Below are 12,723 nucleotides of genomic sequence, written 5' to 3'. Positions count from 1 at the left end.
TAATTGAGTGTCTGCTTATATCTTTTTGTACCAAATACAATAAATAGTTTGGGAGGATTAATCTCTAAAGTTTACAAAGTCTATTGGAAGCCCAATATCAATAGCTTTAATTGCTGCTATAGCTTCTTGAAGATCATCTCTTTTTTTACCATCAACTCTTAATTCATCACCTTGAATTTTTACCTGAATTTTAAGTTTAAGTTTTTTAATATCAGCTATAACTTTTTTTGCATTTTCTTGGCTAATTCCCTCTTTAAGTTCGCTTACTTGTCTTATTGCTCCACCTGATGCACCTTCTGAGCTTTTAACTTCTAAAACTCTTGGATCTACTTTTCTTCTTACTAAATGAGTTTGTAATAATTCATTAACTTGCTTTAATTTTAATTCATCAGGAGCATTGGTTGTAACTGATTTATCTTTTCTCTCTATAGTGATGTGTAGTCCTTTAAAATCGTATCGATTGCTAATTTCTCTTAAGCAATTTGCTAAAGCATTATCAAATTCTTGATAATTAATTTTACTGATTACATCAAATGAAGGCATAGATATTTATACAATAATCTATTTTTTATTAAACGAAATTAAAGATAATATTAATTTAAATATGAAAAAAATTAAAATTCACATCAGAAATAATCATTGGAAAGAGGGATTTTTACCTTGTGATGCTGAAGGGGAGAAAAATAATACAATCACTAAGGAAAAAATTGAAAAGGGTTTTGATCAATATCCTGAATTAAGAGACAAAGTTGAATATGTAATTGATTGGGATGATGATAATTTTGTCTCTTCAATGCAATCAGCTGACATTTTACTTGGTTGGCAGTTTCCAACACAAGATTTAAAAAAAATTGCACCTAACCTTAAATGGATCCATGTGATTTCAGCTGGTGTTAATCATTTATCTCCATTTGATTGGATGACAGAAGATTTAGTTTTAACAAACAGTAGCGGTGTTCATGCTAAAAAAGCAGGGGAATTTGGTTTGATGAGTATTTTAATGCTCCAAAATCACATGACGAGAATTGTAACGAACCAAAAAAATAAAGAATTTGTATCTTTACTTGGAAAACCAATAGAGGGAAGAAAAGTAGTTGTTGTTGGAACTGGTTCTTTGGGTGGTTCAATGATTAAACATATCAGCAAACTTGGAGCAAACGTTATTGGTGTTAATAGAAAAGGAAAAAATGTTGAGGGATGCTCTAAAGTTATTACATTTGATAAAATTGATGAAGTTTTACCTGATGCTGATTTTTTATATCTAGCAGTTCCAGAAACAGAGGAGACTAAAGGATTAATTAATAAATCAAGATTAGATAAATTAAAATCTACGTGTGGGATTGTTAATATTGGAAGGCAATCAGTTTTAGATTACGAAGCTTTAAGGATTAAACTTCAAAACAATGAAATTGCTGGAGCAATTTTAGATGTATTTTCACAAGAACCAATTCCAAAAACATCAAACCTTTGGGATACCCCAAATTTAATTATCACTCCTCATATATCCTCTGATAGTGAGGGTAATTATATTGAGATGGTTCTTAAAATTTTCTTTAAAAATTTAAAATTATTCACAGATAATAAAGAATTAATTAATCAAATAGATAGAAAGTTAGGTTATTAGATCTAGCTTAAACAAGCATTAAATGTTTGGGAAAAAACATTTATATTTTCTATTTTCTTTATCAGTTTCTGAAGGATTAACATCTTTGCATTTTTCAGCTTTATTTTCACATCTAGAATAAAACGAACATCCTTTAGGTGGATTAATAGGATCAGGCAATTCTGTTTCAACTAAACTTTGAATTTCAATTTTTTGATTAGTTTTAGGTACACTATTTAAAAGTAAATTTGTGTATGGATGATAAGGTTTTTGAAATAATTCTTTAGCATCAGATTTTTCAACTATATCACCAAAATACATAACCATTACTCTGTCACATATAGCTTCTATCACAGCAAGGTCATGACTAATTACAATATAAGACAATTCAAACTTTTTCTGCAAATCGTTTAATAAATTTAATATTTGTGATTGAACTGAAACATCTAGAGCAGAAACTGGCTCGTCTAGGATTATAATCTTCGCTTTAGATAGCAATACTCTTGCAATACCAATTCTTTGAGCTTGGCCTCCTGAAAATTCGTGTGGGAAACGATTTAAAAATTCTTCTTTTAAATTAACTTCTTTAATTATGCTTTTAATCTCTTTTTCAATTTCTTTTTCATCGAGATTTCTAAGATATTTTAAAGGTGCTGCTAAAGATTGATAGATTGTTTTTCTAGGATTTAGACTGCTGATTGGGTCTTGGAACATATATTGAATATGATTTGGTAGTTCATACTTTTCATAATTATTTATATCTTTGTCTTGTATCTTTATTTCACCAGAAGAAGGTGAAATTAATCCTGCTAACATTTTTGCTAATGTTGATTTACCACAACCAGACTCGCCAACTATTCCAAGTGACTCTTTTGCTTTTAAATTAATATTAATATTGTTTACGGCTCTTAAATTTATTGATTGCTTGTTAAATAAACCTTTATTTTTTGAATAAAACTTTGAGAGATTATTTGCAGATAAAATGTCCATTGTATTATTCATGAGGGTACAAACATCTAACCTCACTATCTCCTTTCTGAACTATTTTGATATCTTCATTTTGGCAGTTGTCTTTTTTAATTAAGCACCGACTAAAAAATGAACATCCAATTTCTTTCTTATATGTAATAGATGGGGGACTACCTAATATCGTTGGAAGTTTTCTTTTGCCAAATCCAATATGAGGAACACACTCCATCAACTGACTTGTATAAGGATGTCTTGGTTTGCTCATTATATTTTCTGTTTTACCTTCCTCAACAATTTGGCCTCCATACATTACAATTACACGATCGCAAATTTGCGAAACAACTCCAAAGTCATGTGAAATAAATAAAACGGATAATCCTCTCTCTTTTCTTAAAGTATCTAGTAATGATAATATTTGAGCTTGAACTGTTACATCTAAAGCAGTTGTTGGTTCGTCTGCAATAATTAATTCTGGATCATTAGTTAATGCCATTGCAATAGAAACTCTTTGTCTCATTCCACCAGAAAGTTCATGAGGATAGGAATTCCATACATTTTCAATATTAGGAATTTGAACTAACTTTAATAACTCTTTCCCTTTTAATGTAGCCTCTTTATTTTTTTGATGATTGTGTTCAATAAATGCTTCTTCAAGCTGTTTTCCAATTTTAATCAGTGGGTGTAGGGTAGAAAGAGGATCTTGGAAAATATATGAAATTTTATTTCCTCTTAACTCTCTAATTTGTTCATAATTCATTTTTAAAATATCATCACCCTGAAATTTTATTGATCCATCAACAATCACACCTGGAGGAGAAGCAACAAGACAAGTAATTGATAAAGCTGTTACTGATTTTCCTGAACCACTTTCACCAATTAATCCTAAACATTCACCTTTTTTTATATCAAACGAAACATCCTTGGATGCTATGTGTAATTTGTTATCAAATTCAAAAGCTGTAGTTAAATTCTGTACTGATAAAAAAGAATTACTGTTATTTTCAATATTTCTATTTAATTTAATTTGAGTGACAGGCTGAGGTTTAACCAATTCTCCTTTGCTTAACCTTGGATCTAATGCATCTCTAATACCATCACCAAATAAATTAACTCCAATAACAATTAAGAAAATCATGGCCCCAGGTACATATGATGTATGAGGATTTACAATTAGTGAACTTCTTCCTTCACCAAGCATTGAACCTAAATCAGCTTGTGGAGGTTGTGAACCTAAACCTAAAAAAGATAATCCAGCTGTTTCTAGTATCATCCAGCCAACAGTTGTTGAAATTGTAACAACTATAACCGGAAGAATATTTGGAAAAATTTCATAAATAATAATTTTAAAATTACTCATTCCAGATAATCTTGCAGCATCAATAAACTCTTTGTTAGCAATCGTGACAGTGACACCTCTGATGTTTCTTGCAAAAAAAGGAATGTTAACTAAAGCAACTGCAATCATAGCATTAAAAAGACCAGGGCCTAAAACTGCAACTATTGCAAGTGCTAGCAAAATATAAGGAAATGCCATCAATACATCTATGATACGCATAATAACATTGTCAGTTTTATTTCCATAAAACCCAGCAATAGTTCCAAGTATTGATCCAATGGTTGCTGAAATTAAAGCTGCTGATATTCCAACCAATAAACTTAATCTAGTTCCCCATAATAATCTTGATAACAAATCTCTACCTAAGTGATCTGTACCCAGTAAGTATCCATCTGAAAAAGGTAAAAGAAATCTGTCGCTAGTTTTAATGACATCAGGATCTTTTAAAGGCAACAAAGGGCTTAAAAATGAGACTACAAAAATTATAATTAATAAAATCCCACCAAATAATGCAAGTTTGTTTCTTGAAATTAATTTTAAAAAATTAATCATTTAATCCTTGGATCTAAATATCTTTGCAACAAATCAACTGCTATATTGAATAATACATAACAAGCAGCAACAAACATGACACCACCTTGAACAAGTAAAATATCTCTTTTTAAAATTGCATCGACTAACATTCGTCCAACACCTGGCCATTGAAAAACAATTTCAATAAAAACAGATCCAGATAAAACAAATCCAGCCTGCAAACCTAAAATTGGAAGAATAGTGACAATTGCAATTCTTAAAACATGTTTGAAAAGTACATTTCCTTCTCTAACTCCTTTAGCTCTTGCTGTTCTAATGTAGTCTTGTCTAAGTATTTCTAAAACAGAGTTTCTTGTTATTCTTGCAACTACTCCAGTTGCAACTAATGCAAGTGCTATTGCAGGCATAATCAAATGATGAATTAGATCTAAAAAATCACCCCCACCATAAATTGCATACATTCCTGATACTGGGAGCCACTGAAGATTAACTGCAAATAATAAAATCATCATCATTCCTAAAAAAAATGATGGCAATGAAATTCCAGTTAAAACAGTAAAAGTGATTATCTTATCTGTAATAGTGTATTGTTTAAATGCAGAGATTGTTCCAATTAAAACACCAACAACAGAACATAAAATGAAAGCAGTTCCTGATAAAATTAATGTAGCATTAAATCTTTCTAAAATTTCATCCAATACTGGACGATTTAAAGCAAACGATCTTCCAAGATCACCTTGAACTAAATTGCCAAGCCAAATGAAGTATCTTTGAACTAATCCCTTATCTAATCCTAGCTGTTCATTTAGTAATTTTACATTCTCAGGTGTTGCATAAGAACCAAGTATTGCTGTTGCTGGATCCCCTGGAATTAGTGAAATAATAAAAAAAACTATAATTGTAATACCTAAAAGAACAGGGATTGCTGATAGTAATCTTTGAAGGAGATAATTCATGATAATACCCTAGGCTTTTTTAAGCCTAGGGCAACTATTATAATTCTTAACTTTTTTTAGTTTTTCTTAACGTCTTTTAATAAAAGTAAGAATGAAGGTTGAAGTGAAAAGTTACTCACTTTGTTGCTAGTAACTGCATTTTGTTTCCAGTTAGCAACAAATACCCATGGAGCATCTTCTTGAACAATTTCTTGCATCTCTTGATACAATTTTGCTCTTTCTGCTTGGTCAGTAGATGATCTTGCTTTATTTAAAAGATCATCAACTTTAGGGTTTGAGTAATATCCAGAGTTAAATCCTCCTTTGTCAGGCCAAGATTCTGTTCTTAGCGCTAAGAAAGGAAGTGTATCAGGATCGTTTGTCATCCATGCCATTTCTGCCATGTCTGCTTTTCCTTCTAAACCTGGGTTTACTTCACCTAGGAACGAGTTCCATTCAAAAGTTTTGATTTCAACATCAAAACCTACAGCTTTAAGATCTGCTTGTATTGCAGTTCCCATTGCAACAGGATCTAACATTCCAGAACCACCTTCAGTAACATAGAAAGTAAGTTTTGCACCTTCAACACCTGCTTCTTTAATTAAAGCTTTAGCTTTAGCAGGGTCATAAGGATATGGTTGTAAACTATTGTTATACGCCCAAGCAAATGCAGGAGGTGTTGGTCCAGCAGCTATCGCAGCTGTTCCTTCTAACACGTCATTTACAATTGCTTGTTTGTTAATTGCATAGTTAGCAGCTTGTCTTACTTTCTTATTAGCAAAAGGACCTTCTTTTGCATTTAAGATCAAGAACCAAACGTGAGGTCCTGCTTGTTCAACTACGCTAAATTTACTTCCACCAAATTTGCTTAATGATGCAGGAGGAACTTCAACCATCATGTCAATTCCACCTGAAAGCATTTCAGCAACTCTAGTGTTAGCATCAGTTATAGGTCTAAAAACAACCGCATCTGTTCCAGCTTTTCCATCCCAATAACCAGAGTTTTTGTCTACAACAACTCTTTCATTTGATTTCCATTCATTAAATTTGAATGCACCAGTACCAGAAGGATTTCTTCCAAAATCTTTTCCGTGTTTTTTAACACCTGCTGGTGAAACAATTAAACCTGTTGGATATGCCAAGTTAGATAAAAAAGGAGCGTAAGGCTCATTCAATGTAAACTTAACTGTATTAGCATTTACTACATCAACTGATTTGATTGCTGAAAAAAAGAAAGATAGCGGGAAAGGTCCTGTATTGTGATAAGGATGATCTTTGTTTAACATTCTATCAAAGTTAAACTTCACGGCATCAGCGTTAAAGTCTGATCCATCATGAAATTTAATTCCTGATCTTAAATTGAATGTATAAACTGTTCCGTCGCTACTAATGTCCCAACTTTTTGCTAAAGCTGGTTCAACTTCTAATTTTCCGTCTGTATATCTTACAAGTCCATCATAGATATTCATTACTATTCTAAAGTCATTTACAGCCGTAACTGTACTTGGATCTAAAGATTTTGGCTCAGCTATTTGACCTACCACCAATACTTTGGCGTTAGATGCAACTGTAAAACCAGTTATGAAAACTAATGATAAAAGACTAATAAAAAACGTTCTTAACTTTTTTAACATTTTATCTCCATCGTTATATTTATTATAAATAAAGCCTAACAATTGATAATTTTGAATTCAACCCGATCATTTGTTCATTTCAGTTTTTCCTGAGCAAAAAAAATAGTAAAATAAAACAATTTTGTAGTAGGGTACCCATTTTATGACATTTTCAATTTTAGCTAGAAATCCAAAAACGGGCGAAATAGGTGGAGCCGCTGCTACAGGAAATCTTTGTGTAGGAGGATGGGTTTTAAGAGGAGATATAAAAAAAGGTGTTACAGCATCACAAGGTTTTTATCCAAGCACTATTTGGGGTGAAAACATTTTAAATAATCTAAATAAATATTCACCGACAATAGCAACAAATAAAGTTATCAAAAATGATAAGCAAAAGCATTACCGGCAAGTCTCTTGTTTAAACTTATCAGGCAAAGGTTTTTCATTTACAGGAAATAAAAATACAAAATACTTTAATCATATTGTTATGCCAAATTTGGTTGTAAGTGGAAATATGCTGTCCAACGATAAGGTGATTAATAAAATTGTGGATAATTTTAAGTTTAAAAATGAACCATTAGCCAAGACATTGCTAGAAGCTCTTAAAATAGGCAAAAAGTTTGGCAGCGACAAAAGAGGATTGATGTCTGCTGCATTACTAGTCTTTAAAAAAAACAATCCACCACTAAATATAAGAGTGGATCATGATAAAAATCCATTGGTAAAACTAGAAAAAATTCTAAAAATGACTAATAAAACTAAATATAAAGAGTGGTTAAAAAAACTTCCAACTAAATAATGATTATACAAAATTATATTGAAAAAATTGCAAAATGTTCAAAACCTGCAGAAGGGGTTACGAGGTTACCTTTTACAAAAGAACATAAATCTGCAAACAATCTTTTAAAACAATGGATGAGTGATGCTGGATTAAAAATTAGTTTAGATGCAGCTGGAACTTTAATTGGTAAATACGTCAGTCCTAAAAAAAATGCTAAAACATTATTGATAGGTTCACACCAAGATAGCGGTTACAACTCTGGAAGATATGATGGTATCATGGGAGTGATACTTCCAATTTTAGCTTTAAAAGAATTAAAGAAAAAAAAAATTATTTTACCTTACAATGTAGAAATTTTAGCTTTTGCAGATGAAGAAGGTGTTAGGTTTCCAACAGCATTAATGGGACCAAGATCATTAGCAGGAACGTTTAATAAAAAAGATTTAAAACTTAAAGATAAAAATAATATTTCTATTGAACAAGCTTTAAAAAGTTTTGGATGCAATCCATCAAAAATTAATTCATTAAAAAGAAATAAAAAAGATCTATTAGGCTTCTTTGAGGTTCATATTGAACAAGGACCAGTTCTAGAAAGTAAAAACTTAGCAGTTGGAATAGTGAATGGTATTTCTGGAATATCTAGATTTAAACTTGAAATCGAAGGTTATGCATCTCATGCAGGAACTACTCCAATGCATCTTAGAAAAGATTCATTAGCTGCAACTGCAGAAGTTATTAATGCTGTGGAAAATTTGGCTAAAAAAAATAAAAACTTTTTAGCAACAATGGCATCGATTGAGAATAGACCAAATAGTGTAAATGCTATTCCTGCAAAATCTTTATCTTTCGTAGAATGTAGAAGTGTCGATGATAAAAAAAGAAAAAAAGTAGAAAAAGAGATTTCTAAAAAAATTGGGCTAATTTGCAAAAAAAGAGGTCTTAAATTTCAATTAAACAAAACTTACGATCAAAGTGCTGTTAGTTGTGATAAGAAAATGATGAGTAAACTTAAAAAATCATTTCAGAATTTAAAATTAAATCCATTTGTATTGATGTCGGGAGCAACACACGATGCATCAGCAATGTCTGATTTATGTCCTATTTCAATGCTTTTTGTAAGAAGTCAAAAAGGTTTAAGTCATAATCCAAAAGAATTTACTATCGAAAAGGATATGCAAATAGCAGTCAAAGTTATTGAAAAATTTTTAATTAATTTTAATTGATTTAATAAGAGGTATTGATGTTGAAAGTATATTTAGCAGGAGAAATTCACACAAATTGGCGTGATGAAATTATTGATGAATGTAAAAAACAAAATTTAGACATTCAATTTTCATCACCTGTAACAGATCACGCATCTTCAGATGATTGTGGTGTTGAAATTTTAGGACCTGAACAGAAAAATTTTTGGAAAGATCGAAAAGGGGCTAATATCAATTCAATTAGAACTAAAAAATCGATCAAAGATTGTGATGTCATCATTGTTAAATTTGGTGAAAAATACAAACAATGGAATGCAGCATTTGATGCTGGATATGCATCTGCATTAAACAAATCAATTATAGTTATTCATAGTGACGACCATCAGCATGCCCTTAAAGAGGTAGATGCTGCAGCTTCAGCTGTCGCTTCAGATCAAAAACAAGTAGTTAGAATTCTAAAATACGTTTTAGAAGGTTCATTAAAATAAAGTAATGAAATTATTAAAAATACTGTTTGTATTCGTCTTTTTAAACTCATCAAATTTATATGCAGAAATTTATAAATTAATCTCAAGTTTCATATCGCTTGAAACAGTAAAGGAAGCATCTTCAAATGAGGGTGGTCCAAACTTACCTTTGGCATTATTACTAAAACCAAATTGCTCTTTTGGTACGCCAAATAAATTTCTGTCCATTTTATTATTGTAGTTTTTATCAACAAAAATACCGATAGCATAAGTACCATCTGGTAATTCAAATGTGTAAGTTACACTTCCAGTTTCTACATCTTCGATTACACCTTGAATAATGCCTTCTGCTGCACCACCTTTTTCACCATCATCATTTTCAAATACCTCTGCATCATCATAAATAGCTAAATGCATTTCACCTTTTTTCTTAATATTATTAACTTTCACAATTACAGTTGCAGCATAAGTATGAGATATAGTAATAAGATACGGTAAGATAAAAATTACAAATAAATTTCGATAAAATTTGATCATGACTTTATTATTCAATGAAGCACACCCTATACCACTTCATGCAATTATGGCAATGATTGCAATAATTTTAGGTGGTATTCAACTTTCTATGAAAAAAGGTGGAACAATTCATAAATTGTTAGGTCGTATTTGGGTAGCCTTAATGCTGATTGTAGCGATAACCTCTTTTTTCATACACGAAACAAAAATGTGGGGAGATTATAGTCCTATACATTTATTGAGTTTGTGGACAATTTTCTCTCTTGGTCTTGGAATTTACTTTGTAAGAGTTGGTAATATTAAACGTCACAAACAAGTAATGATCGCAACTTATTTTTTTGCTTTAATTCTTACAGGCTTTTTTACGCTTTATCCAGGACGTATCATGCATCAAATTTTGATAGGCTGAAAATACTAAAATTAAGATCTAATTTATACGTTTAAAGATTTTGTTAAATTGTATTTAGCTAATAATAAAAACATATCATTTAGAAACTCACCAGGTATATTTCTATCAAAACAAGTTTTGCAGCTAAGATTATCTTTATTAATCAAGACATGAGCAAAAGCTTTATTTACATTAGAAAAAGGGTTTCCAAAATCTAGTTTTTGACCTTCTGAGAATGAAATTCTAATTATATCACTTAGCTCTTGAGACATCTTTTCTGCATCTCTAAAATTACCCTGTTCAACATTATTACAAATTTCTCTTAAAATTTTCCCAAAACAATTTGCTGAGCTTAATAAAAATCCATCATATTTTCCGTTTGGTTGTAAATGATCAAAATAATTTTCCTCTGCTCCTCTTAAAAATATTAAATCATTAAAATTAATTCCAGAATTAATAACATCATCCTCACCACTAGTGTCCTTAAATAATTGAATTCTATCTTGAAAATTGTCTTTTAAAATTTTTAATGTTTCAGGTTCAATATTGCATTTTACTACTTGAGGCAGTTGATAGATAGAAATTGGTAAATATGTATTTTCAATAATACGTTTAAAATGTGAAATAATTTCTTCTTGCTTGATGTTTTCGTCAACGGGAGCACATAAAGTTAATCCAAAAAATCCTGCAGAGGTTCCATTTTTAATTATATATCTTTCAATTATATCTGTCCGTTTTAGAACATCTTCTGTTGTTTTTCCAAATGCTCCAAATAAAACTTTGTTATCTTTTTTAATTAAAGAATTATCATTTAATATATCTAACCAATTGATTATTAATTCATCAGTTAAATCCCACCCATCCCCTGTAGTCCCGCATACCAAGAATTGTTTTACATATGGGTCTAACCAATTGATATGTTTTTGAATAAGCTTTTCATCTAGCTCTAAATTTTTTGTATTTTGATATTGAGAAATAATTGGAACCCAAAGTGGATCAAATGATTTAGATTTATTCATGTAGTAATTAATTACATGAAATAAAAAATAAATTTTCTCTATTATTACTAATTTATAGTTGAATATTAGTAAATTTTATAAGATATTTGATAAATATTAATAAAATTTATTAAAAATATGGATGAAGTTGATAAAAAGATTGTAAAAATACTTAAAAATAACAGCAAAACTACACTTCAAAATATAAGTGAGAAAATAAATTTAAGTATTGCTCCTACAGCAAGAAGAATAAATCAATTAGAAGAAAACAATATAATTAAAAATTATTCAGTAAATATTGATGAAACCTCTCTTGGTTATAAATTTCCTGCCTTCATATTTATTAGCTTAGAAAAACAGCAATCAAAAAATTTTGATAAATTTGAGAAAAAAATTTTAAATTTTCCTGAAGTAGTTGAGTGTTGGTTAATGACTGGAGCTAAGGATTATTTAATAAGAATTGCAGTTAAAGATGTTGAGGAATTTGAGGATTTTTTAACTAAAAAACTAACTGTAATAGAGGGCGTTTCTTCTGTTGAAACCTCTATACCTTTGAGAAGAGTAAAGTCGGAATACTCCCGTGTGGAATAAATTTTTCAGATATCAAATTTTTCTAATAAGAAATTGATTAGCAAATTGTAAATGAATGCAAAACTAAAAATATAAAACAGAAAAATTGCTGCTTTAGAATTAAATATGTATCCAGTGGAAGTTAAAAGGACCAAGAAAAAGCTTATCGATAAAGCAAGTTTAGATAGCGCTTTTTTCTTAAAATGAGATTTAATTTCTTTTTCCTTCATATATCCTATTAACTAAAATACTTAATATACCAATGAATTTTAAAAAATATATATGGAAATGTAGGTTGTTAGTTTTGAATACTCCAAACTATACTAATCAAGAGTATAAAAACTCAAAAAATATTTATCAAAAACATATTAAAGAATTTCACAAACGATTTATTAAATTAGTTACAAAATTAGATAAAGCTAAAAACTTTAGTGTGAGTTTAATTGGATTTGATGGAACCGAAAAAGCTAAGTTAGATACAATAAATCTTAAAAAGATATTCCCCTTAGTGGATAAAATGCCAATGAATAAAATGATAAAAGATAAAAGTTTTAAACCTTTAAATCTTTCATTATTTTCTGATTATAAACCTGAGACAACTTTACATGGTTTAGGTTTTAAGAATAAAGAAAAGGCTCTTTACACAGTTAAAGCTATCAAAAAAAGATCCATCAAGTATCAAGTAAATGTTATTGCAACTATGCTTGGAAGAGCAAAAAATCATCCTAACAAAACTAAAGATATGGATGATGCAATTGTAATCTTTGAAAAGTGGATGAGAATGTATAAAAAAAATAAAAAAACCTAAATT

Annotated in this window: 14 protein-coding genes; 7 read left to right on the top strand and 7 right to left on the bottom strand. The window is 29.9% G+C overall.

The window, feature by feature from the left end; all coding sequences use genetic code 11:
* Positions 1-57: 57 nt before the first annotated feature.
* A complete protein-coding gene (locus ACTTBI_RS03615) occupies positions 58-543 on the bottom strand; it encodes a YajQ family cyclic di-GMP-binding protein (protein WP_262589405.1) in 486 nt (161 codons plus the stop codon).
* A 61-nt stretch (positions 544-604) separates the two neighbouring features.
* Here ACTTBI_RS03615 and ACTTBI_RS03610 point away from each other — a divergent pair, with 61 nt between their 5' ends.
* Positions 605-1,624 (top strand): D-2-hydroxyacid dehydrogenase, encoded by a 1,020-nt coding sequence (locus tag ACTTBI_RS03610; RefSeq protein WP_440647654.1) that lies wholly within the window; start codon positions 605-607, stop codon positions 1,622-1,624.
* Between the two features lie 18 nt (positions 1,625-1,642).
* Here the strand turns inward: ACTTBI_RS03610 and ACTTBI_RS03605 are convergent, their stop codons facing one another.
* From ACTTBI_RS03605 to ACTTBI_RS03590, 4 genes are read right to left on the bottom strand one after another with little or no spacing between them, the layout of a single operon-like run.
* Complete coding sequence (locus ACTTBI_RS03605) at positions 1,643-2,605, bottom strand: oligopeptide/dipeptide ABC transporter ATP-binding protein (protein WP_440652586.1); 963 nt, start codon at positions 2,603-2,605, stop codon at positions 1,643-1,645.
* Positions 2,598-4,460 (bottom strand): dipeptide/oligopeptide/nickel ABC transporter permease/ATP-binding protein, encoded by a 1,863-nt coding sequence (locus ACTTBI_RS03600; RefSeq protein WP_440652585.1) that lies wholly within the window; start codon positions 4,458-4,460, stop codon positions 2,598-2,600. The genes ACTTBI_RS03605 and ACTTBI_RS03600 overlap by 8 nt, the downstream gene beginning before the upstream one ends.
* Positions 4,457-5,398 (bottom strand): ABC transporter permease, encoded by a 942-nt coding sequence (locus tag ACTTBI_RS03595; protein ID WP_440614524.1) that lies wholly within the window; start codon positions 5,396-5,398, stop codon positions 4,457-4,459. The genes ACTTBI_RS03600 and ACTTBI_RS03595 overlap by 4 nt, the downstream gene beginning before the upstream one ends.
* A gap of 56 nt (positions 5,399-5,454) precedes the next feature.
* On the bottom strand, positions 5,455-7,011 hold the full coding sequence (locus ACTTBI_RS03590; protein ID WP_440634012.1) for an ABC transporter substrate-binding protein: 1,557 nt from the start codon (positions 7,009-7,011) through the stop codon (positions 5,455-5,457).
* Between the two features lie 142 nt (positions 7,012-7,153).
* Here ACTTBI_RS03590 and ACTTBI_RS03585 point away from each other — a divergent pair, with 142 nt between their 5' ends.
* From ACTTBI_RS03585 to ACTTBI_RS03575, 3 genes are read left to right on the top strand one after another with little or no spacing between them, the layout of a single operon-like run.
* Positions 7,154-7,789: a DUF1028 domain-containing protein gene (locus ACTTBI_RS03585; protein WP_440652584.1), complete on the top strand. Its 636-nt coding sequence runs from the start codon at positions 7,154-7,156 to the stop codon at positions 7,787-7,789.
* Positions 7,789-8,994, top strand: coding sequence for a M20 family metallo-hydrolase (locus ACTTBI_RS03580; RefSeq protein ID WP_440614521.1), 1,206 nt, complete (start codon positions 7,789-7,791; stop codon positions 8,992-8,994). The genes ACTTBI_RS03585 and ACTTBI_RS03580 overlap by 1 nt, the downstream gene beginning before the upstream one ends.
* Positions 8,995-9,011: 17 nt before the next feature.
* Positions 9,012-9,461 carry a YtoQ family protein gene (locus ACTTBI_RS03575; protein ID WP_440652583.1) on the top strand — a complete coding sequence of 150 codons (450 nt, stop codon included), beginning with the start codon at positions 9,012-9,014 and terminating at the stop codon, positions 9,459-9,461.
* A 69-nt stretch (positions 9,462-9,530) separates the two neighbouring features.
* Here the strand turns inward: ACTTBI_RS03575 and ACTTBI_RS03570 are convergent, their stop codons facing one another.
* Complete coding sequence (locus ACTTBI_RS03570; protein WP_440652582.1) at positions 9,531-9,977, bottom strand: DUF2141 domain-containing protein; 447 nt, start codon at positions 9,975-9,977, stop codon at positions 9,531-9,533.
* On the opposite strand from ACTTBI_RS03570, the gene ACTTBI_RS03565 reads away from it, so the two are divergent.
* Positions 9,976-10,365 (top strand): DUF2306 domain-containing protein, encoded by a 390-nt coding sequence (locus tag ACTTBI_RS03565; RefSeq protein ID WP_440647631.1) that lies wholly within the window; start codon positions 9,976-9,978, stop codon positions 10,363-10,365. The genes ACTTBI_RS03570 and ACTTBI_RS03565 overlap by 2 nt on opposite strands.
* 23 nt (positions 10,366-10,388) lie before the next feature.
* On the opposite strand, the gene ACTTBI_RS03560 is transcribed toward ACTTBI_RS03565, so the two are convergent.
* Complete coding sequence (locus ACTTBI_RS03560; protein ID WP_440652581.1) at positions 10,389-11,363, bottom strand: dihydrodipicolinate synthase family protein; 975 nt, start codon at positions 11,361-11,363, stop codon at positions 10,389-10,391.
* 117 nt (positions 11,364-11,480) lie between these two features.
* On the opposite strand from ACTTBI_RS03560, the gene ACTTBI_RS03555 reads away from it, so the two are divergent.
* Both ACTTBI_RS03555 and ACTTBI_RS03550 read left to right on the top strand, forming a co-directional pair.
* Entirely contained in the window at positions 11,481-11,933 is a 453-nt protein-coding gene (locus ACTTBI_RS03555; protein WP_428080313.1) for an Lrp/AsnC family transcriptional regulator, read from the top strand.
* A gap of 241 nt (positions 11,934-12,174) precedes the next feature.
* A complete protein-coding gene (locus ACTTBI_RS03550) occupies positions 12,175-12,720 on the top strand; it encodes a hypothetical protein (protein ID WP_440652579.1) in 546 nt (181 codons plus the stop codon).
* Positions 12,721-12,723: the final 3 nt, after the last annotated feature.

This window comes from Candidatus Pelagibacter sp. HIMB1542 (assembly GCF_052047835.1).
Taxonomy (GTDB): domain Bacteria; phylum Pseudomonadota; class Alphaproteobacteria; order Pelagibacterales; family Pelagibacteraceae; genus Pelagibacter.
This window is presented reverse-complemented; position numbering and strand designations above follow the sequence as displayed.